Source organism: Actinoplanes sp. NPDC020271 (assembly GCF_044388125.1).
Lineage (GTDB): Bacteria > Actinomycetota > Actinomycetes > Mycobacteriales > Micromonosporaceae > Actinoplanes.
The window spans coordinates 45,584-66,712 of sequence record NZ_JBIRWQ010000024.1; the positions used below are offsets into that span (position 1 = coordinate 45,584).

At 69.4% G+C, this 21,129-nt stretch carries 22 protein-coding genes; 9 read left to right on the forward strand and 13 right to left on the reverse strand.

Annotated features, from left to right (window positions below):
• Window positions 1–117 precede the first annotated feature (117 nt).
• Both ACH442_RS36835 and drmC read right to left on the reverse strand, forming a co-directional pair.
• Window positions 118–1,491 carry a hypothetical protein gene (locus ACH442_RS36835; RefSeq protein ID WP_396342722.1) on the reverse strand — a complete coding sequence of 458 codons (1,374 nt, stop codon included), beginning with the start codon at window positions 1,489–1,491 and terminating at the stop codon, window positions 118–120.
• A 204-nt stretch (window positions 1,492–1,695) separates the two neighbouring features.
• The gene (gene drmC, locus ACH442_RS36840) at window positions 1,696–2,415 is read right to left on the reverse strand and encodes a DISARM system phospholipase D-like protein DrmC (protein WP_396342723.1); all 720 of its coding nucleotides are present in this window, start codon (window positions 2,413–2,415) and stop codon (window positions 1,696–1,698) included.
• A 262-nt stretch (window positions 2,416–2,677) separates the two neighbouring features.
• Between drmC and ACH442_RS36845 the strand changes: the two genes are divergently transcribed.
• The 3 genes from ACH442_RS36845 (at window position 2,678) to ACH442_RS36855 (ending at window position 4,066) form a co-directional block, all read left to right on the forward strand.
• Window positions 2,678–2,941, forward strand: a complete 264-nt coding sequence (locus tag ACH442_RS36845) for a hypothetical protein (RefSeq protein WP_396342724.1) — start codon at window positions 2,678–2,680, stop codon at window positions 2,939–2,941.
• A 224-nt stretch (window positions 2,942–3,165) separates the two neighbouring features.
• Entirely contained in the window at window positions 3,166–3,603 is a 438-nt protein-coding gene (locus ACH442_RS36850; protein WP_396342725.1) for an ATP-binding protein, read from the forward strand.
• Between the two features lie 97 nt (window positions 3,604–3,700).
• The gene (locus ACH442_RS36855; RefSeq protein WP_396342726.1) at window positions 3,701–4,066 is read left to right on the forward strand and encodes an STAS domain-containing protein; all 366 of its coding nucleotides are present in this window, start codon (window positions 3,701–3,703) and stop codon (window positions 4,064–4,066) included.
• Window positions 4,067–4,646: 580 nt separating this feature from the next.
• Here the strand turns inward: ACH442_RS36855 and ACH442_RS36860 are convergent.
• From ACH442_RS36860 to ACH442_RS36870, 3 genes are all read right to left on the reverse strand, one after another.
• Window positions 4,647–5,132, reverse strand: a complete 486-nt coding sequence (locus ACH442_RS36860; RefSeq protein ID WP_396342727.1) for a response regulator — start codon at window positions 5,130–5,132, stop codon at window positions 4,647–4,649.
• Window positions 5,095–5,658 (reverse strand): GAF domain-containing protein, encoded by a 564-nt coding sequence (locus tag ACH442_RS36865; protein WP_396342728.1) that lies wholly within the window; start codon window positions 5,656–5,658, stop codon window positions 5,095–5,097. Before ACH442_RS36865 ends, ACH442_RS36860 begins: the two co-directional genes overlap by 38 nt.
• Before the next feature lie 208 nt (window positions 5,659–5,866).
• A complete protein-coding gene (locus ACH442_RS36870; RefSeq protein ID WP_396342730.1) occupies window positions 5,867–7,522 on the reverse strand; it encodes an ATP-binding protein in 1,656 nt (551 codons plus the stop codon).
• A gap of 599 nt (window positions 7,523–8,121) precedes the next feature.
• On the opposite strand from ACH442_RS36870, the gene ACH442_RS36875 reads away from it, so the two are divergent.
• Window positions 8,122–8,436 carry a hypothetical protein gene (locus tag ACH442_RS36875; RefSeq protein WP_396342731.1) on the forward strand — a complete coding sequence of 105 codons (315 nt, stop codon included), beginning with the start codon at window positions 8,122–8,124 and terminating at the stop codon, window positions 8,434–8,436.
• Here ACH442_RS36875 and ACH442_RS36880 read toward each other — a convergent pair.
• From ACH442_RS36880 to ACH442_RS36890, 3 genes are all read right to left on the reverse strand, one after another.
• A complete protein-coding gene (locus ACH442_RS36880) occupies window positions 8,405–8,902 on the reverse strand; it encodes a hypothetical protein (protein WP_396342820.1) in 498 nt (165 codons plus the stop codon). The genes ACH442_RS36875 and ACH442_RS36880 overlap by 32 nt on opposite strands.
• A complete protein-coding gene (locus ACH442_RS36885) occupies window positions 8,824–9,888 on the reverse strand; it encodes an ABC transporter substrate-binding protein (RefSeq protein WP_396342732.1) in 1,065 nt (354 codons plus the stop codon). The genes ACH442_RS36880 and ACH442_RS36885 overlap by 79 nt, the downstream gene beginning before the upstream one ends.
• Window positions 9,889–10,078: 190 nt before the next feature.
• Window positions 10,079–11,695, reverse strand: a complete 1,617-nt coding sequence (locus tag ACH442_RS36890; protein WP_396342733.1) for an ATP-binding protein — start codon at window positions 11,693–11,695, stop codon at window positions 10,079–10,081.
• Between the two features lie 495 nt (window positions 11,696–12,190).
• Between ACH442_RS36890 and ACH442_RS36895 the strand changes: the two genes are divergently transcribed.
• Window positions 12,191–12,547 (forward strand): hypothetical protein, encoded by a 357-nt coding sequence (locus ACH442_RS36895; protein ID WP_396342734.1) that lies wholly within the window; start codon window positions 12,191–12,193, stop codon window positions 12,545–12,547.
• A 107-nt stretch (window positions 12,548–12,654) separates the two neighbouring features.
• Here ACH442_RS36895 and ACH442_RS36900 read toward each other — a convergent pair whose 3' ends face one another.
• The gene (locus ACH442_RS36900; protein WP_396342735.1) at window positions 12,655–14,268 is read right to left on the reverse strand and encodes a methyl-accepting chemotaxis protein; all 1,614 of its coding nucleotides are present in this window, start codon (window positions 14,266–14,268) and stop codon (window positions 12,655–12,657) included.
• A 323-nt stretch (window positions 14,269–14,591) separates the two neighbouring features.
• On the opposite strand from ACH442_RS36900, the gene ACH442_RS36905 reads away from it, so the two are divergent.
• Genes ACH442_RS36905 through ACH442_RS36920 form a run of 4 tightly spaced genes read left to right on the forward strand, consistent with a single transcriptional unit; the run spans window position 14,592 to window position 17,227 of the window.
• On the forward strand, window positions 14,592–14,906 hold the full coding sequence (locus ACH442_RS36905; protein ID WP_396342736.1) for a PadR family transcriptional regulator: 315 nt from the start codon (window positions 14,592–14,594) through the stop codon (window positions 14,904–14,906).
• Complete coding sequence (locus ACH442_RS36910) at window positions 14,903–15,718, forward strand: hypothetical protein (protein WP_396342737.1); 816 nt, start codon at window positions 14,903–14,905, stop codon at window positions 15,716–15,718. Before ACH442_RS36905 ends, ACH442_RS36910 begins: the two co-directional genes overlap by 4 nt.
• Window positions 15,715–16,443, forward strand: coding sequence for an ABC transporter ATP-binding protein (locus ACH442_RS36915; protein WP_396342738.1), 729 nt, complete (start codon window positions 15,715–15,717; stop codon window positions 16,441–16,443). Before ACH442_RS36910 ends, ACH442_RS36915 begins: the two co-directional genes overlap by 4 nt.
• Window positions 16,430–17,227, forward strand: a complete 798-nt coding sequence (locus ACH442_RS36920; RefSeq protein ID WP_396342739.1) for an ABC transporter permease — start codon at window positions 16,430–16,432, stop codon at window positions 17,225–17,227. Before ACH442_RS36915 ends, ACH442_RS36920 begins: the two co-directional genes overlap by 14 nt.
• A gap of 18 nt (window positions 17,228–17,245) precedes the next feature.
• Here ACH442_RS36920 and ACH442_RS36925 read toward each other — a convergent pair whose 3' ends face one another.
• The 4 genes from ACH442_RS36925 to ACH442_RS36940 form a co-directional block, all read right to left on the reverse strand.
• On the reverse strand, window positions 17,246–17,938 hold the full coding sequence (locus ACH442_RS36925) for a response regulator (RefSeq protein WP_396342740.1): 693 nt from the start codon (window positions 17,936–17,938) through the stop codon (window positions 17,246–17,248).
• A complete protein-coding gene (locus tag ACH442_RS36930; RefSeq protein WP_396342741.1) occupies window positions 17,935–19,200 on the reverse strand; it encodes a sensor histidine kinase in 1,266 nt (421 codons plus the stop codon). Before ACH442_RS36930 ends, ACH442_RS36925 begins: the two co-directional genes overlap by 4 nt.
• Before the next feature lie 72 nt (window positions 19,201–19,272).
• Window positions 19,273–20,124: an ABC transporter permease gene (locus ACH442_RS36935; RefSeq protein ID WP_396342742.1), complete on the reverse strand. Its 852-nt coding sequence runs from the start codon at window positions 20,122–20,124 to the stop codon at window positions 19,273–19,275.
• The gene (locus ACH442_RS36940) at window positions 20,121–21,050 is read right to left on the reverse strand and encodes an ATP-binding cassette domain-containing protein (RefSeq protein WP_396342743.1); all 930 of its coding nucleotides are present in this window, start codon (window positions 21,048–21,050) and stop codon (window positions 20,121–20,123) included. The genes ACH442_RS36935 and ACH442_RS36940 overlap by 4 nt, the downstream gene beginning before the upstream one ends.
• Window positions 21,051–21,129 lie beyond the last annotated feature (79 nt).

The following is a 21,129-nucleotide window of genomic DNA, read 5'->3' on the forward strand; positions in this document are numbered from 1 at the left end:
GGCCTGGATGACTGGCCATCCGCCGACCATGCCGAAAGCCGAAGTCGAAGCCCTCCGTTCGAGCCAAGTCTCGCATTTGAGCAGCCTAGGTTGAATTGTGTACTGGGCACATCTCGGCTAGATGCGACGGCGGCGGCGTGATGAGGGCAGGAGACGGAATCCGGTGACGGTTCCGTCTCCTGCGCGGAGGAATACCTCGTCACCGGCGCCGTCGATCTCGGGTTTCCCGGCGCGGGTACGGGAGACGTATTCGCCAGCACCGTGCTCATTCAAGGAGGCAAGGAGCGCGACGTCGATGCCGTTGAAAACCTCGAGGCGGCGCCCGCCTGTCCAGCGCACTGTGGTGGAGGTTCCCCTAGCGAAACCTATGCCAGTGTTGCGGTGGTGCAGTTCGGGCAGGTCGGGCTCGCGGTTTCCGAATGTCCGCTGGCGTTGGCGTTCGCTGATGAGACGCTGCGCGCGGTTTTGGTCACCGGCGAAGAGCAGGGAGGCCGCTGCCGCCGTACGGCTCAGCACGCGAGCGAACCAGCCTTTCTGCTCAGCGGGAATCGGATAGACCTCCGCGAGCGAGGCGGTTCCAGCAGGCTCGGGGAAAACCTGCGGGGCCGGGCCGAGGCCAGGAAAGAGATCGAGTTGTTCCGGAAGCCTTTCGTCGTCGACTGGGCTCTCGGTCGAGGGAGTCCGGCTCAAATTAAGCTGATCTGCTTCGTCGCCGAGTTCGGCCGAGTCGCCGTGCCACAGTTCGTCGTCGCCGTCAGGGTCGAGGATGTGTACGGTGATGCGCTCGGCTTCCAGGACGGTGGAGATCATTAGCCCTGGTGGCGTTGTCCCGCCGACGTGGACAGACTGGAGTTGGAAGGCAGCCTTACTGAGTTGTTCCAGGACGTTCTTCCGGTAGTGGGTGCCCTTGCATTCCAGGACCACAAGGCGGGTTCTCGACAGCAGGCCGTCAGACTTGTGCCCGAAGAGGAAGTAGTCGGGGCGTAGTTTCGTGTCCGTACGGCTGTACGGGCGCAGTCGCCCCTCCGGGATGTCGAAGCCGGCGTCCAGGACCATCTCGGCATCCACTGGGATCCAGGTCCAGCCTGGGTCGCCGTGGCTCAGGACGTGCCGGGCGAGGATGATCGCGAAGCCGATGCCCAGAGTTTCGGATTGCACGTTGGCATGGTGGAAGCGTTTCGCCAGCGCGTCCTCGGACATCCGCAACAAGTGCCGACCACGCGGCAGTTTTACCTTTCCGTAGCTGAAGGCGTCGCAGTACCGCAGTTGAGCCCAGATCCGCTGGATGTCGCGTAGCGCTGCACGCTCCTGGAAGACGGTCGCTCGCCCGACTTCGTGCAGAAGTTCGATCGGGGTGACATCGACCAAGACTTGGTGCATTGCGCTGATGGGCTTCAGCGGTTTCGGCGGACCGTAGTGCGGCCGGTCAATCCCGAGGTTCTTCGCAGCGATCTGCACCCTCTCTGCGAGCCGGTGGTCCGACTCGATCACCACACTTCCCGGCCGAACCAGCTGCCGTAGTGCAGGGCTGAGATCCACAGACACCCCCAGCAACCTAGAGTCACAACTCGACCACTCCAGGTTCCAGGAGTTCGGGCCACGCGAACAGATACACCGGCGTGAATGAATATCTCAGGGTCGGATCGCGGTCGAACTCGCGGTGATGCTCCTGACTGCGGCGATACCACTCTGTCGTCAGCGTCCTGGAGATGTGCGCTCCAAGACGCCTGCACCCTCACCCATCAAGGCTTCGAAATGTCGGACCAGGCGTTGGGTCACCATCGGGTCCTTGATAACTACGCCAACCTCTAGGTTCGTGGACAGGGCCCGGTCGGTGAGATTCGCACTGCTGATCAAGGCGATGGCAGTATCCGCGGCAATGATCTTCGCGTGGAGCGCTGACCTTGACTTGGCCGCTGCGGCACGGCGGTGTGCGGGCCAGTGCCAAAAGGTAGCGCTATCGGTTAGCTGCGAGAAAGCGGCCGAAGCACCGGCAGGGCCGCGAAGGGTGCCCCCATCACCAACGGATCCCTCAAGGACAAGGTCGACCCGTACGCCTCGGGCGGCGGCGGCAGCGAGCTCCGCGATAACCTCGGCGACGCCGTAGGCGGCGAAACTGACGATGAGTAGAGAGTTCCTCGCCGCGCGGATAACTTCGATCACCACCGAGCTGGTGAGGCGTACTGGGACAGACGGACTGATCGGCCCGCTGATGACGAGGTCGGTGCGCCGGGACGCCGCCTGCTCCTGTATTCGTGCGGCACTGCGCAACGCCACCGCGATTGCTGTGCCCGGCAGCTTGTGAGCCGTGGCGTCCCAAGCCTGCACAAGGCTCCGGGCGTGTGTGCTCGTGGAGAAACCTGGACGGGCATGTCCTACTCGCCTGTTCGGCTGAGTGGTGCGGGGAGTGAGCATTTGCGGACGCCTCCGCCGTCACTCGGGCTCCTCCAGTGATCTCATCACGCGGACGGTGTCCAAATTGCCGAAGCCGACAACCCGCAACAGTGCTGGGTGGAATAATTTCGCGTCGGTGGCACGCCTCGCGGTGTCAGGCAGGTATATCGCCGTCTCAGCCGGTCGCCGGCGGCCCCGCCGGATCGAACGCGCTGGACGGCGAGGCGTGGGCGGCACGGCGTCAGGCCATTTCTATCCAGCGGGACGGACGGCAGGTTCGGCGATGCCACGAGCGGATCCAACCCCGCCCGGTGACCGGCGCGTCCCGGAGCCCGGCGAGCAGGACCTCGTGATCTTGCTGCTCCACGGCGCGGTACAGGCCTCCGCAGCGCTGGACCAGATCCGGCGTCTGGCCCCGCTGGCGCCGGACCCGGCGTCGGCGGCATTGATCAACGAGGCGATCCGGCTCGCGGCCCGCGCCCGCGCCAATCTGCTACGCGCCGCTGACCAGGTCGGAAGGACCGAGCGCCACGTTCCCTCGGCGTAGCACAGCAGCGGAGGCGACCCTCGATCGCACCGCACGCATACCTCCGGTCATGGCCAAGGGTGGCGTCCGCCGGGTTCCCGCCGGCGACGCGCCCGGCGGTGTCGACACGATGCAGGCAATCGGGCGCGGCCGGGTGATATCGCCGGGCAGATGGTTCGGCGGATCGGCAGGGGCGCGGGCTATGGGGGGTTACAGGTCGGCATCCAGGGGGATAACAGGCCTCCGTGGGCCACTTGCAGGTTTCTCCTCCGCCGCCGGACGCCGAGCTCATGCAGATCTGGGTGCTCAATTCCCAGACGGAACTGCGGGGCCTGCGGCTGGCGCTGCAGCAGGCATTGGCCGCCTACACGTCCACCGTCAGCGAACCGCTGGCCGACATCCCGGACCGTATGGTGCTGGTCGCGACCGAGCTGGCGACCAACGCGATCAAGTACGGGCGTCCGCCCACCGAGGTGCGGCTGCTACGTACCCACGACCAATTCGTGATCGAGGTCGCTGACCGGGACTTGAGCACCATGCCGGAACTGGTTGACACCAGACCGGTCAACGCGGGCGGACGCGGGCTGCTGCTGGCACAGTCCTTCTCGCTGACCGTGGGCTGGTACGCCACCGCGACCACCAAGAACGTCTGGGCGACATTCCCCATGACCCCTGAGTCGTGAAGTCACGGCATGACATCCCGGTGACAGGGACACGTTCGCGCCACCAGTGACCAAGCCGGCCGCGAGAGCTCCGGTCCTTGCTGGTAGACAAGTATCCGTGCACGACGACTACTTCTCGATCGCCCGGGAAACCGTGCACCCGGTCCCGGGCCGGCCGGCGAGCGCCGTCATCCGTCTCGGTGGCGAGTTCGACCTCGGCGCCCGCGACGAGCTACGCGATACTCTCGTCGCCGCTGCCGAGTCGGGCGACATCGCGCTGATCACCGTAGATCTGAAAGACGTGACGTTCATCGACTCCGAGGCGATCGCCGCGATCGTCGACGGCTACCTGACCGCCGACCAGGCCGGTGTCGCGTTCCGGCTGGCGCGAGGGGACGGCATGATCACACGAATCTTCGAGGTCCTCGGCCTGGTTCACCTGTTCGAGACCGGCGACGCGCAGCATGCCGCAGAGGCCTCTTGAAGGAGGCGATCGGTTGCGACGGCATAGGTCGCCGCAAGCGGTTGCCGATCGCCACGGGCGCACCATCGCCACCGCCCGAACGCGAGCGAACGCCGGCGGCACCACCCTGTGCGTCAGCCTGCCCCGCGGGAACGGCGGTATCCGTCGGCCGGCCGAGCCGCAGCCGACCGGCCCAGCGGCCGCCTTCCGCTGATCCCGGGAAGCAGCCGCTGAACTCGGCCTGCTTCTGACAGCCTCGCCGGCGTGGTGCACTCAGCGCTGGATCCGGTAGGTCGGGAGGCCGGCCTGCGGCGTTGCCGTTGTCTCGAGGAGGGCGAGCCGGCAACCGCAGGCGCGGGCGGTCGACGATTGCTGTTCGCAGGGCCTGCCGGATGGTCGAGGCGCCGACCATCAGGTGGACCCGCTGCTCGCCGGCGACCTTGTGATCGGTGAACTCCGGCGTTCGTAGCTCACACGTTCCGCAGCCCTGCCTCCCGGCACACCGGTGCGAGGTCGCGCCGCACCCATACGCGCGCCACGGTGCCCTCGTCCGCCTGCCGGAGAGCCTGATTCCTCCGCGGCGTCCTGACGCCACGGCCGGTCATCCGGCGTGGAAGGGGCAGTGCGCGGGGGTGATGTTGTGCAGGTGGTGGCCGAGGTCAGCAAGGTGTCGTACTGCGGTGACGAGGTCGTTGTTGTGGAACGGTTTGAGCCAGATTCCACAGGCCTGGCTGTCGGCGGCGCGCGGGTCACCGGGTTGCAGGCCGCCGCTGAGGATGGCCACGGGGATGTCGCTCAGGGTGGGATCGGCGCGGATGGCCTGGCACAGTTGCAGCCCGGTCAGGCCGGGCATGTCGAGGTCGGTGAGCACGACATCGGGTGGGTGCCGGCGGGCAGCCCGCAGCGCGGTGTGGCCGTCAGGGGCGGTCTGGACGCTGAATCCGGCGCCGGTGAACAACCGGTGCAGGACCTCGCGGATGTGCAGGTGAGCGCATCGGTCATGACCGACGGCGCGGGGCCAGAAGCAGCGAGGCCGACGACGCCTGCGCCTACTCGCTGCTGGCAGAACGTGCCGACAGCACACCACTGGGCGTCGTCGGCTCGGCGTATCCGATCATCATGCGCAGGACCTTCGCGCCGGCTTGGGACAGCGACGCCAGCGTGGCGGTGCTGAAGACATGCGGGTCATTTGCCACGACGCAGACCGCGCCCACAACATGACCGGCATGCCGCAACGGCACCCCCGCGTACGACCGCAGTGTGCCAAGGACGGCGGAGCCGGGAAAGAACCCGAACCGCTCCTGTTGCAGATCGCCGATCAGCAAGGGCCGGTCACTGGTGGTGATGCGACTACACGGTGACCAGGCCGCCGGGACCGCGGCCCCGCGGGACAGCCGGTCCGGCACGCCATGAGCAGCGGCCATCACGACCACATGATCGTGTCTGAGGCTGATGGCCGCGGCGTCGGCACCGGCCTGTGCGGCAGCGATTCGCATCACCTGCGCGAGATCGTCGCGAATACCGATGCTGGCGGCATACAGGGCCGCCACGGTCTCGGAACGAGTGTCGTGCAAGACGTCGAGAGAACACGACTCATAGCTCAACAGCTGCATGCCTGGCCTTCCGTCTTGGTCGAAAGTTGCGACGACCGCCGTAGGCCCGGCCGATGGCACCTACCGCTGCGCTGTGGTTGCAACCCGGTAGCAGCCGTGCTCGCCGCTGCGCGCCGACGCAACGACGTAGCGCTGTCGTCGATGGCAGGCAGAACGATCCTGGTCGTGCAGCACGCTATGCGCCGCCGCTGGCACCGGCCCTGGCTATCTACCGGTCCGTCGCCGGGTCGCCGTCAGGCCGCGCCGGATCGATCTTGTAGCGGGGCAGCCGGATGGTGAAGGTGCTGCCCGGCCCGACAGTGTCGCTCAACACGATGGTGCCGTGGTGGCGTTCGATAATGGTGCGGGTGATGACCAGCCCCAGCCCGGTGCCGGGGATGCGCAGGTCACGGGCGATGGAGGTGCGGTAGAAGCGGCGGAAAAGGTGCATCCGTTCGGCTGCGGGGATGCCGATGCCGGTGTCCGCGACGGTCCAGACAACGGTGTCGGCGCTCGCGTCGAGCGCTGCGGTGAGCGTGACCGTACCGCCGGCCGGGGTGTATTTGATCGCGTTGGACACCAGGTTGTCGGCGACCTGCCGCAGGCGATGCGGGTCGCCGTACACCTCGAGCCGCTCCGGCAGGTCAGCGATCATCGTGAGATCCTTGCTGCTCGCCGCGGACCGGTGGGCGGCCACGGCGTCACCGATGATGCCGGCCAGGTCGGTGTCGACGGGATCGATGGCTATGTGGCCGGCTTCGAGGCGGGCCAGATCCAGAAGATCTTCGGCGATCACGCTGAGCCGTTGCGCGTTGCGGCCGATGGCCTGCAGCTGCTGACGCTGCTCCCCGACCGCCAGGATCTCAAGATCTTCCTCGAGCAACGCGGTGGCGGCGGTGATGACCGACAACGGGTTGCGCAGTTCGTGGGTGACCAGGGCGAGGAACTCATCCTTGGTCTTGGCCAGCTCGACGGCGAGTTCCTCGGCGCGGCGCCGCTCAAGATACTGCCCCACCTGAGCGGCGATCCCCGACAGCAAGGCGACCAGGGTGTCTTCCGGATCTTCGATCCGGTCACCGTAGACGCACAACGCGCCGATGGTGTGCCCGCCGCTGGATACAGGGACGCCGACAGCGACGTGCAGGCCGATCCGGGCGCCGGCGCGACTGCGGAATGAGGTGACATCAGCCGCCAGATCCGGAATCCAGTCCGGCGCCGCCTGCGCATACACCCGGCCAGGCAGTCCGACGCCCGGTTCGAGATCGTTGAGACCGAACGCGCCCAGACGCAGATCTGTGTTCACGTGCCGGGCCGCGCAGGTGACCATCTGCCGGGCCTCGTCGGCCAGCCACAATTCAGCGACGGGCCAACCCATGCGCACCGCGAGAGCTGCCACGACCCGGGCAGCGGCGACACCGCTGGAGCCAGCCTCGGCCAAGCCGCGAGAGACCGCGGCTTCGGCCGCGGCGAACCGGCTGACTCGCTGCGCGAGGGTCACATCCTGAGCGAAAGCATGGAACAGGCGCCGGCCGGGTTCTTCGGTCGCGGTGACGGTCAGCTCAACGGGAAGCTCGTGACCGTCACGATGCAGGGCCGCCAGCTGTATGCGTCGTCCCAGCATCGGGGCAGGACCCCCGGCGGCACACCGAGCCAGCGCCTCCCGGTGAGCGGTCCGCTGCGCAACCGGGATGATCAGATCAGCGATTAGCCGGCCGCACGCCTGGTCGAAGGAGTAGCCGAAAAGCGCCTGGGCGGCCGGGTTCCAGGCAACGACCTGTCCCGTTTCGTCGATCGCGATGTAGGCGTGCAGCGCGACGGCCAGCACGCTCTCCGGATCGTGCAGCACACGGTCGTCGCAACTGACGCGCACCTGTGCCGACTGCATGAGGCTCCCGTGGTGCATGAGTACGTTCCGCCCCGGGCGCGGAACTCGGGGCAAACCGTACTGCTGCCGGCACCAGCGCCGAGGCCGAACAGGCAAATCGGTGAGCCTTCCGCGACCCGTCCCGCGATATTGGTGGCAGTCTGCAGTTCATACTGTAGGCCGAGAGCTGTTCGGAAGCGGCCGCCACCGAGCCGGCATTGCTACTGATCTACCCGACCGCTGCACGCAGGGCCGCGACGATGCTATTGAGGCTGGTCCCGAGCTGGGCCACATCGTCGTGCGGCGTACCGGCCGCGCCGCAAGGTACGCGGCATCGATGAAGAAACATGACGCTGCCTCGGACGGATCTCCCTCAGGCAACACACACGGTGACACTCGCGCAGTTGCGGCCGATCCCAAGAAATCCGCCAGGCAACGCGAGAACCGGATCGGATCAGCCGGCGGCGGTCCGTACCCGCTCGACCCCGCGACCCGGACGACCGGACAACCGGGGCTGTGGTCGCGGGCGATGTGCAGGAGGGTGGTCGTGCCCGGCGTGCGCAGGATTCGGTCGCGCTTTTGTTGTTGCAGGGGCCGCAGATCACGGTCAGGTTGGCGGGATGGTCGACGTGGAAGTCGGTGTCGAGCGCGTGGTAGATGATCAGTTCGGCAAGGACGAAGGGGTCAACGGTTCGCGGGATAAGGTGCTCGATCTGTATCTCGGGGAAGACCTTGGCGCGTTCACAGCTGATGCAGAGAGCGCCCCAAACCTCGTAGAGCGCGCCGCGCAGGACAACGCCGTCGTTGCCGCGGTAGCCGACCTTTCCCGCGGGCAGCAAGCCTGCGGCTGGCGGGCGGGCGCTCACTGGTTCCCGGCGATCGGCCACTGGGTGCCTGGTGCCGTCATTTCGCGGTCCTTCTTGCTGAAGAGGTAGGCGATGCTCGCTCCGTTGCTGCCACGGTGGGCCAGAGAACCTGGCCAACCCGGGACGGCTGCTTCTGGAACGTGGCGTACGCGGCCTGCCGCTCCGCGGTCGCGGTGTGGTCGCGTCCGTCCTGCAGCACCTTGTCGACGACGGCCGACCGGTAGGAGCCGGGGTTGTAGTAGCCCTCCTCGGCGAAGGCCGACCCGAACAGCTTGTAGGAGACGAAATCCGGGTCGTACGGGGTGCCGTACCCCATGATCAGCGCGTCGTTCTTCATCCGGGGCGTGATCGCGTCCGAGGTCAGGCCCTCGGGTTTGATCTCGATGCCGGCCTTCTTGGCGTCGGCGGTGACGGCGAGGGGAAGTTCCTTGCGCAGGCTGTCGGTGGCTGGGTACATCAGGGTGAAGCTCGCGCGCCGGCCGTCCTTGGCGCGGATCCCGTCGCCGCCTGCTGCCCATCCGGCGGCGTCCAGGATCTTCGCGGCGTCGGGTGTCGACGGTGCGCGGACGGCTCGGCGTACTCAGAGGTGGCCGGGACCGGACCGTAGGCGGGTTCGCCGGAGCCGCCGAGCACGCCGGTGACGATCGCGGCGCGGTCGACGGCGCCGTTGAGGGCCCGGCGGATCGCGACGTCGCCGGTGACCGGGTTCTTCATCGGCAGCATCACGCCGCGGTAGTCGGCGGTCGGCACCTTCACCACGCCGCTGCTGAACCCGGCGGCGAGCTTGGGCGCCAGCTCGACGGCGTCGAACTCGCCGGCCCGGGCCCGCTGCGCCCGGACATTGTCGTCCGGGACGAACGCCACGACCACGCCGCTGTTGGCCGGTTTGCCACCCCAGTAGGTGTCGTTGGCCGTCAGGACCAGCCGGTCTCCCGGCGTCCAGGACGTCACCTTGTACGGGCCGGTACCGATCGGCTTCTGGTTGAACGCGGCCTTGTTTAGGTCCTGGCCGGTCAGCGCCTTGGCCGGCACGATGCCCAAGGTGAGGCGTTGCAGGAACGGGGCGTAGGCGTATTTGAGGTGGAACACCACGGTGGACGCGTCGCTCGCTTCGACCCGGTCGATCATGTCCAGGTCGGAGCGCAGCGTGGAGTCGACCTTCGGGTCGAGCACCTGCTGGTAGGTGAAGACGACGTCCTGCGCGGTCAGCGGGCTGCCGTCGCGGAAGCTCACGCCGGTGCGCAGTTTCGCGGTGACGGTTGTGCCGTCGACCAGCGGGAGTTGCTCGGCGAGGGCCGGGACGAGGGCGTTCTGCCCGTCGCGGGCGACGAGGCCGTCGAAGATCAGCGAGGCGCCGTCGCTGCCGTAGCCGAGGACCGGGTTGAGTGTGTCCGGCTCGCTCGCGGTCGCCACGACGAGCGTGCCGGCCGCCGCGCCACTGCCGGCGGTGGACGGATCGGAGCAACCGGCGAACAGCAGGGCGGCCACGGCGAGCGTGCCGGCGAGGCGAGAACGCGACATGGCTGCCAGATTTCGCAACTGCAATCTGATGGCAATAACTGACGATCAACTGATGCCCGGCAGTGACGACTCGCTCATCGCAAGATCACCCGGCGGACAACACACCACCGATCCGGCGGTCAGCAAAAGACGAGGACTGCAGCACCTCGATACTGGCTGTGCCGAACGCAGACGGCGATCTGCGATGCCGCTATGGGGACTTGGTGGGTAGTTCGATGGTGAAGGTGGTGCCGGGGCCACTGTGGTCGCGGAGGGTGATGGTGCCACCGTGGCGCTCGATGATGGTGCGGGCGATGACCAGACCGAGGCCGGTTCCAGGGATCCGCCGGTCGACGGCGGTGGAGGCGCGGTAGAAGCGGCGGAATAGCCGGGGTCGTTCGGCCGCCGGGATGCCGATGCCGGTGTCCGCGATGCTCCACGTGATGGTGCGGCCGGTGTCGTCGGTGCGGGCGGTGATGGTGACGGCGCCGTCGGCGGGCGTGTATTTGATGGCGTTGGACAGCAGGTTGTCGGCGACCTGTCGCAGCCGGCCAGGATCGGCGTACAGCTCGAGGCGTTCGGGCAGGTCCGCGGTGATCGTCAGGTTCTTACCGGGTGGCTGGGTGGCGGCCTGCACGGCTTCGCGGATGATGTCGCACAGGTCGGTGTCGGTCGGGTTGATGGCCAGGTGCCCGGATTCGAGGCGGGCGAGGTCGAGCAGGTCGTCGGCCATGACCGCGAGGCGTTCGGCGTTGCGGGCGATGATGCGCAGGTAGTGCCGCTGTTCGTCGCGGGGCAGGTCGTCTAGGTCGTCGTCGAGCAAGGTGGCGGTGCCGGTGATCGCCGCGAGTGGGTTGCGTAGTTCATGGGTGACCATGGCGAGGAACTCGTCCTTGGTGCGGGCCAGTTCGATGGCCAGTTCCTCGGCGCGGCGCCGTTCGACGTACTGCCCGATCTGCGCGGCCAGCCCGGTGAGCAGACCGAGCAGGGTGTCCTCGGGGTCCTCGACCCGGTCGCCGTAGACGCACAGCGCGCCGAGGACGTGCTGGCCGGTGCAGAGCGGGACACCGACGGCTACGCGCAGCCCGATGCGGGCGGCGGCCCGGCTGCGCACGGATCGGCTGTCGGTGCCGAGGTCGGGGATCCAGTGCGGCTGGCCGTCGGCGCAGACCCGGCCGGGCAGTGCGACGCCCGGTTCGAGGGCGTCGACGGCGAAGTCGTCCAGGCGCCGGCCGGGCTCGACGTGGCGGGCGGCGCAGGTCAGCAACTGCCGGTCGTCGTCGACGATCCACAGCTCGGTCACAGGCCAGCCCATCTTGATGCCCAGCGCATCGACGACCCGGGTCGCGGCGGTGGTGCTGGAGTCCGCCTCGGCCAGGCCGCGGGCGACGGCGGCCTCGACGGCGGTGAACCGGCTCGCGCGTTGCGCGGTGGTGACGTCGTGGGCGAAGACGTGGAAGAGCCGGCCGCCGTCATCGCCGGTGGTGGTGGTCAGTGTCATCTCGATCGGGATCTCGTGACCGTCGGCGTGCCAGGCCGACCACTGCATCCGCCGGCCGAGGCTTTTACCGGGCAGGCCGCGGGCAAGCCGGGCCAGTTCGGCTCGCCCGGCGTCGCGGGCGTCGGGGCGAACGATCAACTCTTCGACCGATCGGCCGTATGCCTGGGCGTGGGTGTAGCCGAACGTCGCCTCGGCCGCGGGATTCCAGGCCAGCACCCGCCCGGTGGCGTCGAAGGCCAGGTACGCCTCCATCGCCGCGGCGAGCACGGCCGACTGCTCGGGCACGACCGTGCCGCGGCCGGTGCCCTGTTCGGGTGGTGCAGCCATCGTCCCCCCGGTGGATGCGGCGTGATCAGCCGACATCGCCGTGCTGGGGGATCGAGTGCGGCGTAGTCGATCTCAGCCTAACGCAGGCGTCCTGCCGGTACAGGGGAGCCGTTTCAGCCGGCTTGCCCCTCGACAGTGAGCCGGCCGGCCTGACGCCCGCCCCGCGCGGGCGTGCTCGCGTCGATCCGCCAGGTGACATCGTCACCCCGACGACCATTGCTGCCGTCGTGGCCACCTATGTGAGGGCAAGGAGCAGCCGTCGACATGCGAATCCGTCGACCCGCGCAGCATCGCCCGGCGAACCTGCAGGCAGCCGGCCGGCTGTGGTCGCTCGGTGCGAAGTCGGCCGCGGCCGCGCTCGCCCTGTAACGTTGACAGCGCCTCGGATCGCCGGCCACGGCCGCCGATAGCACAAACCGGCTGCAGAATTCCGGTCGCCGACAGCAGGTTGACCTTGAGGCGATCCGCCGCGAACCACACTCGCAGGGAGAGTAGTTGCAGACGATCAGTGTGCAGGAATTCGCCCGCCGCCTCAGCACTCTCGACGCGGCGACCGTGACCGGCGAAGACATCGAGGACCTTGCCGACACCACCGGTGTACGCATCGATCCAGGTCAGGGCATCGATGCCGGTCAAGCCCAGCAGATGCTGGACGGCCTCTCACCCGCGCCGTCGGTCAGCGGCACCGAGATGGTGGCGTCGTCGTGGCCGCCGCCGGTCGTTCGCCCGGCCGTTGCGCCGCTGCTGTTTTCCAGTCCCGGCGTCGTGGGCGCACCTGCCGACCCACCGGCGCGACCACGCCGGTCCGGGCCGCCGCAGAGGCGTGGCGATGTCCGGCAACCCGGTAGGTGAAACTCGGATAGCAAGCCGGGACGGGGCCCGGATGCGACGCTGCCTGCCGGCCGAGCATGCCACCGGCCGGCGCCCGGACCGTCAGTACGCTCGCTTCGGGAGGGCGTTCAGCGCCGGAACTGCTCGATGGTGTCGCGCAGTTCACGGGCCATCGTGGTAACGGTGGAAATGGCTTTCCGCGACTCGTCGGCTTCGGCTTTGGTGGCGTGCGCAGCGTCGGCGACCTCGGTGATCGTGCTGGCGATGCGGGTGCTCGCGGTGGCGGCGTCGGCCACATTGCGTCGCATCTCGCCGGTTGTCGCGGTCTGTTCCTCGACAGCGGCGGCGATCGCGCCCTGGTGGCCGTTGATCTCGTTGATGACCTCACCGATGCGGCCGATCGCGGTGATCGCCTCGGCGCTGGAGGCTTGAATCGCAGCAACCCGGCGGGCGATGTCCCCGGTGGCGGTCGCGGTCTGCAGGGCGAGTTCCTTGACCTCGCCGGCCACGACCGCGAACCCCTTACCGGACTCGCCCGCTCGCGCGGCCTCGATGGTGGCGTTCAACGCGAGCAGATTGGTCTGCTGGGCGATCGACGTGATCACGCCGAGAACCTGCTCGATGTCGGCCGAGCTACGGCCCAGGTCAGCAACAGTGGCCGAAGTCGTGGCAACGGCTTGGACGGCTTCGGCGGCGACGGTGGCGGCTTGCGCCGAGCGCTGCGCGATCTCGCCGATGGCCGCGCTCATCTCGGCGGCGCCGACGGTGACGGTGTTGATGCTTCCCGAGGCTGTCGCCGCCGAGTCGGCCACCAGCGTGGCCTGCGCCGCAGAGTCCGTCACTTGCTGATCGATCCTGGTGCTGCTGCTTTGCAGTTGCGCCGCGGCATGGTCGAGATTCTGCGCCGAGTCGATGACGGTGCCGACGGTCCGGCGCAGTGACGCGTTGGCCGACACGAGCGCGGCGGCCATCGCGCCGACCTCATCGCGTGAGGTGACCTGCGGGTCACCGGTCAGGTCACCGGCGGCGAGACGGGACAGCACCTGCTGGACACGCTGGACCGGACGCACCACCATCCGTGCCACGAACAGACCCGCCAGTACAGCCAGCAGGATGCAGGTCACCGATACGATCAGCAGGATGCGGGTGCTGTGGCGCTGCGCCGCTCCGGCCGCCGAGGCGACCGCTTGGGCCTGGGCGGTTTCCGACGTGGTCAGGGTGTCCAGCGCGTCGGCGAAGATGGCGTTGGCCTTGCCCAGCGCTCCGTTGTCGGCGAGCAACGCGTCTGCTCGGCTCTGCTCGCCGGCGTGGACCAGGGCGACCAGCTGGTTGTCTCGCACGTCACGCCACTGCCCTAGACCGGTTTTGGCCTGCTCGACAAGGGCGGACTGCTGAGGGGACAGGGTGCCGTGGTCAGCGACGTACGCGCTGATGGCTTTGTCGATGGCGGCGTCGACGTCGGCGAACCGGGCGATGAAATCGTCCTGGGTCTTGCCGGGGGCGGTGAGAATGGCGTCGCGCACGACGACCCTCGAGTCGCCTTGCGCGTCACGCAACGACACCAGTTCCGTCAACGGTTGCGCCGTCTGCGAATACATCGCTTCGGTACGGTCACCGGCCGTAGCCAGAACACCCATCGCTGACCAGGCGACCACTCCCAGTCCCACTGCCGACACCAGCACGGGCGCGAGGACTTTCGTTCGCAGCGACCGGTTCTCCAACAACGACGTGACGCCTGCCATCGATCATCCTGTCCATCAGTCAGCTAACGCTTGTACCGTCGGCCGCCGGCACGCCGACGTGAGCATTCAGGTCAACACCGCCCGCTGAGGCCCCGCAATGCCCACCGCGAACCGACGCTGCCGATGAACACATCAGCGTCCGTGTTTCTCCGGACAGAGCGGCCGAAGCGAAATGCAGAGGACCATGGTGAGCCGGTCGCGGCTGCGCGTTGCCCAGATCCGCGCTTCCGCGTTCGCCGGGCGGCGAAGTGGCACTCCCGGATGCTGGCGCTATATCGCCCCACGTAGTACGTTCGACGATATAGCGCAGAACGGAGTAATCGATGGGTGACGACCTCGGCCGCTGGGCCGAACCAGGTCTGCTGGTCCTGGCCAGCCTCGCCGACGGCGAGAAGCACGGGTACGCCATCACCACTGACGTCGCCGAGCAGGTCGGGGTGACCATCGGCCCAGGGACGCTCTACGCGGCTCTGGCGCGCCTCGAAGAGCGCGGCCTGATCGAGGGGCTGCCGGCTGACGGGCGGCGCCGGCCGTACCGGTTGACCGCGGCCGGCGCGGCCGAGCTGACCGCCCAGGCGACCCGGATGCAGCGGCTGGCCACGCTGAGCCTGGGCCGGCTGCGGCCAGGTCCGGCATGAACGGCGACGCCCGGCTGATCCGCGTGCTGGTGGCCTGCTACCCGCCGGGCTGGCGGCAGCGGTACGGCGACGAGTACACCCAGCTGCTCTGTGATCTGCGCGTCCACCGGCGGCCCGCGCTGATGCTGGACTCCCTGCGTGGTGCCGTCCGAGCCCATGGAGGTGCACTCATGTCCCACGATTCCCCGCTGACCGTCGTCGTCGGGGCGGCCGGGCTGTTCACGGTCGCCGGTCTCGGCTTCGCGAAACTGGCCGAGGACGTCACCGGCACCGGCGGCACCTGGTACGCCGTGCTGGTCGCCGCGTCAGCGGTGGCGTTGCTGGCCGTGGCCGTCGCCGCCGCGCCGGGTGCCCGGGCGCTGCGGGATACCGCCACCTGGCGGTATCCGGCTGTCCCGATCGCCGGCGCCGTCCTCTGGTACGGCGAGCTGCGCCTGGCGGCCGCGATCGCTTCCGGTCACGGGGTGCACTCGGCCCCGACCGTGACCGGCTTCCTGCTGGTCGCGGTGACCGGAATCGCGGTGGTGGCCGCGACCGCGTGGGCCGCCGTCAGGGTCCTGCGCCGCGTACCGTCGCGGCCGCGGCCGGTCGTGACCGCGGTGATCGCCGGCGGGATGGCCGTGGCCACCGTCGCCGCGCTGCTCTGGGGCCTGCGGGTGCGCTCCGGGGACCCGGGTGTGTTCCACGGCAACCACGGGATCCTGGCCACCCCGTTCGTTGTGAGCTGGGTTCTGGTCCTGGCCGCTCTGGCCGGCGCGACCACGCTGGCCGCTCTGGCCGGTCGGCGCGGCCCTGTTACGAGGCGCCGATGATCCAGGCGGAGTCCCTCTCCAAACGGTACGGCCGGCAGCAGGCCGTCGAGCGGCTCACCTTCACCGTGCCGACCGGCCAGCTCTGCGCCCTGCTCGGGCCCAACGGTGCCGGCAAGACGTCGACCCTGCGGATGCTGGTCGGCTTGACCCGGCCGGACACCGGTGCCGTGCGGATCGCCGGCGAGCCCGTCGGTCTCGGCGCCGCGGTCCTGCGTCGGGTGGGTGTCCTGATCGACGGGCCCGCGCTCGTCCCGCACCTGAGCGGCGCCGCGAACCTGCGGCTGCTGTGGTCCGCGGCCGGACGGTCCTGGCCCCCGCCGGCCCTGGACGACGCGCTGGACCTGGCCGGTCTCGGGCCGGCGCTCGCCCGCCGGGTCAAGGGCTATTCGATGGGGATGCGGCAGCGGCTCATGCTCGCCCACGCCCTGATGCGCCGGCCCGACGTGCTCATCCTCGACGAACCGGCGAACGGCCTGGACCCGGCCGAGGTCCGCGACCTGCGCCAGCACCTGCGCTCCCTCGCGGCAGCCGGGGCCACCGTGCTGATCTCCAGTCACCAACTCGCCGAGGTGCAGCAGTTGGCCGGCCAGATCGTGGTGATCAACCGCGGCCGGCTGATCACAGCGGGTTCCCTCGACGGCCTGCTCGGCGGCGACGGAGCTCACGGTTCCCTCGAGGACGCCTACCTCGCGATCACCGAAGGGCCCGACCATGCTGCGTTTTGAGTTGACCACTCAGCTGCTCCGGCTGCGTACCGTGATCGTGCTGCTCGGTCTGGCGGGTGTGCCGGTCGCCGCGGGTCTGGCCGTCGCTTCCTCGGCGGGGCGGCCCAATGGCGATCAGGGAGGGCTGTTCGGCGCTTCACCGTTCTCGGCGCTCAACCACATGATGGCCGGGCTGGAGTTCACCGGTCCCCTGCTGCTGCCGATCGTCGTGGCGCTGCTGGCGGCCACCGTCGCCTCGGCCGACAGGGACTGGGGCGTGCTGCGATACCTGTACCTGGCGCCGGTCACCCGCACCCGGCTGCTGACGGCCAAGTTCGCCGCGACCGCCGTCGCGACCCTGCTCGCCGTCGGCTGTGTGCTGGCGGCCGGCCTGGCCGTCGGCACGGTCATCTTCGGATGGCACCCGTTCCACCTGATCGGCGCGCCGGACCTGACTCGCGGCCAGACGGTCACCCGCATCGTCGCGGCCACCGGATACACGCTGCTGTGCATGCTCGCCATGGCCGCCATCGCGTTCATGCTGGGGCTGCTGTTGCCGCGCGGCGCCGAAGCCGTCGCCGCGGCGATCGCGTTCGTGGTGATCGCCAGCGTTCTCAACGGCCAGGGCGCCGTGCACGCGGTCGCCGTGATCCTGCCGGTCCACTACTGGCAGAACTGGGTCGGACTTTTCGACCCGGCCGGGGCCACCGGAATGGGCCGGGGTGCGCTCGTTCAGGTCGCGTGGATCGCCGGATGTGTGGCGGTCTGCGGGCTCGTCCTGCGCCGCCGCGACCCGGCGGCGTGACCACCCACGCCCGGCACGTCACCGCGGCGGCTCCGGTGCTCTTTCCTGCGGCCGGGTCAAGCCGAGGTCGTACGCGAAAATGACGGCCTGGATGCGGTCGCGGGCGCCGACCTTGGCGAGCACCCGGCCGACGTGGGTCTTGACCGTGGATTCGGAGAGCACGAACCGTTCGCCGATCTCACGGTTGGTCCAGCCCCGGCCGATCGCGACCAGGATCTCCCGCTCGCGGTCGGTCAGCAATGCCAGCCGCGGGTCGGGCGCCGGATCGCCGCCGGGCGGCGAGCCGCTGAGGTGGTGGGCGAACGCGTCGAGCAGTCGCCGGGTCAGGGCCGGCGCGATGACGGCGTCGCCGCCGGCGACGGCCCGGATGCCGGCCAGCAGCTCCTCTGGGTAGGCATCCTTGAGCAGGAAACCACTGGCCCCGGCCCGCAGCGCGGCGTGCACGTACTCATCGAGGTCGAACGTGGTCAGCATCAAAATTCGCGAGCGACCCCCTTCCTCGACGATGCGCCGGGTCGCTTCGATGCCGTCGAGGCCGGGCATCCGTACGTCCATCAGCACCACGTCTGGGCGCAGCTCGGTGGTCTGGCGCACCGCCTCGGCGCCGTTGCCGGCCTCACCGACCACCTCGGTGTCCGGGTTGCTGTCCAGCAGCATCCGGAAGCCGAACCGCTGCAGCGGCTGGTCGTCCACGATCAACACGGTGATCACGCCGGGCCCCCTCCCAGGTCGAGATCGGCCGAGACGACCCAGCCGCCGCCGGGAGCCGGGCCCGCCGTCACCGTCCCGGCGTAGAGCGCGGCGCGTTCGCGCATGCCCACCACGCCGTGGCCCTCGCCGGCCGGTGCCGCGGTGCGGTCCCGGCCGGGTGGGCCGGTGTCACGGACCGTGATGCGCAACCGGTTCCCGTCGATACGCAGCTCCAGGTGGGCACGGGTGTGCGGGCCGGCGTGCTTGAGGGTGTTAGTCAACGCTTCCTGCACGATCCGGTACGTGGTCAGCTGCACGCCGGTGTCGAGGGTGTCCAGGACACCGCTGCTGTGGTACTCGACCTGCGGTCCGGCAGCGCGGATCTGTCGGCACAGCAGGTCCAGGTCGGCGATTCGCGGCTGAGGGCTGAGGCTGGGCTCGTCGGTCTGCTCGCGCAGCGCCCCGAGCATCCGGCGCAGTTCGGCGAGCGACGTCCGCCCGGTGTCGCCGATCAGCCGCAGCGCCTCCTTGCCGCGTTCCGGGGCGGTGTCGGTCGCGTACGAGCCGCCGTCGGCCAGCGTGATGATCACCGAGAGGCTGTGGCCGAGGATGTCGTGCATCTCGCGGGCGACCCGGGCCCGTTCGGTCGCCGCGGCGAGCCGGCTGCGCTGGTCGCGTTCGATCTCCAGCCGGACGGCGCGTTCCCGCAGGGCGGCGAGCTGGGCGCGGCGGATCCGGATCGCGAAGCCGAGTGCGACGGCGGCGGTGCCGAGGCTGGCGACGAAGAACAGCACGTCCCAGAGCGACACGACACCGGAGAGCCGGACCAGCACGAGGACGACCCCGACCAGCAGTCCGGGAACGGCCCAGGGCAGGCGGCGCAGCCGGCCGTGCAGCACCAGGCTGTACACCGCGACCAGCACGGCAATGTCGGCGCGCAGCATGATCCCGGCAGCCCATTGCACGGCGAAGGCGATCAGCACGGTGTAGAACGCCGCCAGTGGTGCCCGGCGCCGCCACCACAGAGGCAGCAGCAGCGCGGCCTGCAGCAGCAGCATCTGCGGCAGGGGGCGTACGGTCAGCGTGATCGGGGCGTCCGGCCGGCCGTGGTCCGGGGCCAGGTCCGGCACGCAGAACAGCAGGAAGCAGACCAATACCACGGCGGTGTCCAGCGCCCACCGGTGGTCGGCGTCCCATTGGCGCAGCCGCCGCCCGGCCTGGAACAGCCGGGCGGCCAAAGGGTGACCCACCAGCACGCCCGCGGCGTTGTCCTCGCTGCTCACCGATTCATCCTCCGTCACGCACGGGTACGGGCACCCGGTGGTCCGGGTGCCCGCCTGCCGCGTCCATGCCGCTCAGGCGTCCGAGCGCATAAGCCGGTACGCGGCGCCGCCGAGCGCCAGGACCGTCCAGCCGAGCAGGACCAGCAGCCCGGCCCCGGCCGACAGCGTCCCGTCCACGTGGTGCAGTGCGAAGATCGACTCACCGGCGTTGCTGGGCAGGTACGGGGTGAGATCGGCCCGCCAGGATTTCGGCAGCAGTGACATCAGGCCGGGCACCAGCATGAACGTGCCGACCAGCGCGGAGATCCCGCCGGCCGTGGAGCGCAGCAGGGTGCCGAGCGCGACCCCGATGACACCCACCAGGCCCAGGTAAAGTCCGGCGCCGAGCAAACCACCGGCCACACCACTGTCGGACACGCTCATCGCGATCCCGGTGCTGGACAGCACCCCGCTGCTGGCCAGGAAGCCGACGAACGCGCCGGCCGTGCCGACGGCGAAGGCGAGAATCCCGTAGACGGCGGCTTTGGACCATAGCACCGGCAGGCGGCGTGGGACGGCGGCCAGCGTCGAGCGGATCATCCCGGACGTGTACTCGCCGGACGCGGTCAGCACGCCCAGCACGCCGAGCGCGATCAGGGAGAACGGCACGCCGAACAGCGCGAGGCTGTAGGTGCTGGCGTCGGCGAAGTCCGGGTCCATCGGCTGACCGGAATTGATCGCCGATTTGTAGCGCAGCGCGGCGATCGTGCCGAACGCGCACAGGAACAGCAGCCCCAGGCCGAGGGTGATCCAGGTCGAGCGCAGCGACCACAGTTTGGCCCACTCGGAGCGCACGACCCGCAGGCCGGTCACCTTCAGGCGGGGGTCGGTGGGCCGGGCCGGCGGTGTAGTCGCGGCGGGCCGGGTCTCGGCGACGATGCTCATGCGGCGGCCCACCCGCCGGCGCTGGTGGCCTGGTATTCGACGGATTCTCTGGTCAGATCCATGAAGGCCTCCTCCAAGGAGACAGTTCTGGCGGTCAGTTCGAACAGGGCGATCCCGTGCTCGGCGGCGGTCAGCCCGATCTCCCGGGCGGACCGGCCGGTGACGGTCAGCTGCTCCGAGCCGGGGCTGCCGGAGACCTCGACGCCCGGCCCGGCCAGCACCCGGCGCAGCGCGGCCGGATCGGCGGTGGCAACCACCACGGTGTCGCCACCGGCTTGGCGCACCAGCTCCTGCACGGTGGTGTCGGCCAGCACGCGGCCGCGTCCGACAACGATCAGGTGGTCGGCGACCAGCGCCATCTCGCTCATCAGGTGCGAGGACACGAAGACTGTCCGGCCTTCGGCCGCCAGACCCGTCAGCAACGTGCGGATCCACAGCACGCCCTCCGGGTCGAGCCCGTTGACCGGCTCGTCCAGCATGATCGTCTGCGGGTCGCCCAGCAGTGCCGCGGCGATACCCAGGCGCTGGCCCATACCGAGCGAGAACGCGCCGGCCCGCTTACCGGCCACCGACTGCAGCCCTGCCAGGTCGATCACCTCGGTCACGCGGCTGCGCGGGATGCCGTGGGTGTGCGCCAGGGCCATCAGATGCTGAAAGGCCGAGCGGCCGGGGTGGATCGACCGGGCCTCGAGCAGCGCGCCGACCTCGTGCAGCGGTGCGGCGTGCTGGGCGTACCGGTGACCGTTCACGGTCACCGTCCCGGCGGTCGGCGCGTCCAACCCGATGATCATGCGCATCGTGGTGGACTTCCCGGCGCCGTTCGGCCCCAGGAAGCCGGTGACCGCGCCGGGTCGGACGGTGAAGTCCACGCCGTCGACGGCGGTCTTGTCGCCGTAGCGTTTGGTGAGTCGTTGTGCCTCGATCATCGGTGCCCCCTGGCCCTTCGCGTCGTAGGCCAAACGCTAGGTCCGCGGCGGCGCCGGTCCGTCGTACCGCGGTCCGATC

Excerpts from the sequence above, each read along its gene's own strand:
- drmC (WP_396342723.1), bottom strand. The coding sequence starts at position 2,415 with ATGCTCACTCCCCGCACCACTCAGCCGAACAGGCGAGTAGGACATGCC.
- ACH442_RS36845 (WP_396342724.1), top strand. The coding sequence starts at position 2,678 with ATGCCACGAGCGGATCCAACCCCGCCCGGTGACCGGCGCGTCCCGGAG.
- ACH442_RS36865 (WP_396342728.1), bottom strand. The coding sequence starts at position 5,658 with ATGCAGCTGTTGAGCTATGAGTCGTGTTCTCTCGACGTCTTGCACGAC.
- ACH442_RS36870 (WP_396342730.1), bottom strand. The coding sequence starts at position 7,522 with ATGCAGTCGGCACAGGTGCGCGTCAGTTGCGACGACCGTGTGCTGCAC.
- ACH442_RS36875 (WP_396342731.1), top strand. The coding sequence starts at position 8,122 with ATGGTCGACGTGGAAGTCGGTGTCGAGCGCGTGGTAGATGATCAGTTC.
- ACH442_RS36885 (WP_396342732.1), bottom strand. The coding sequence starts at position 9,888 with ATGTCGCGTTCTCGCCTCGCCGGCACGCTCGCCGTGGCCGCCCTGCTG.
- ACH442_RS36890 (WP_396342733.1), bottom strand. The coding sequence starts at position 11,695 with ATGGCTGCACCACCCGAACAGGGCACCGGCCGCGGCACGGTCGTGCCC.
- ACH442_RS36900 (WP_396342735.1), bottom strand. The coding sequence starts at position 14,268 with ATGGCAGGCGTCACGTCGTTGTTGGAGAACCGGTCGCTGCGAACGAAA.
- ACH442_RS36905 (WP_396342736.1), top strand. The coding sequence starts at position 14,592 with ATGGGTGACGACCTCGGCCGCTGGGCCGAACCAGGTCTGCTGGTCCTG.
- ACH442_RS36910 (WP_396342737.1), top strand. The coding sequence starts at position 14,903 with ATGAACGGCGACGCCCGGCTGATCCGCGTGCTGGTGGCCTGCTACCCG.
- ACH442_RS36915 (WP_396342738.1), top strand. The coding sequence starts at position 15,715 with ATGATCCAGGCGGAGTCCCTCTCCAAACGGTACGGCCGGCAGCAGGCC.
- ACH442_RS36920 (WP_396342739.1), top strand. The coding sequence starts at position 16,430 with ATGCTGCGTTTTGAGTTGACCACTCAGCTGCTCCGGCTGCGTACCGTG.
- ACH442_RS36935 (WP_396342742.1), bottom strand. The coding sequence starts at position 20,124 with ATGAGCATCGTCGCCGAGACCCGGCCCGCCGCGACTACACCGCCGGCC.
- ACH442_RS36940 (WP_396342743.1), bottom strand. The coding sequence starts at position 21,050 with ATGATCGAGGCACAACGACTCACCAAACGCTACGGCGACAAGACCGCC.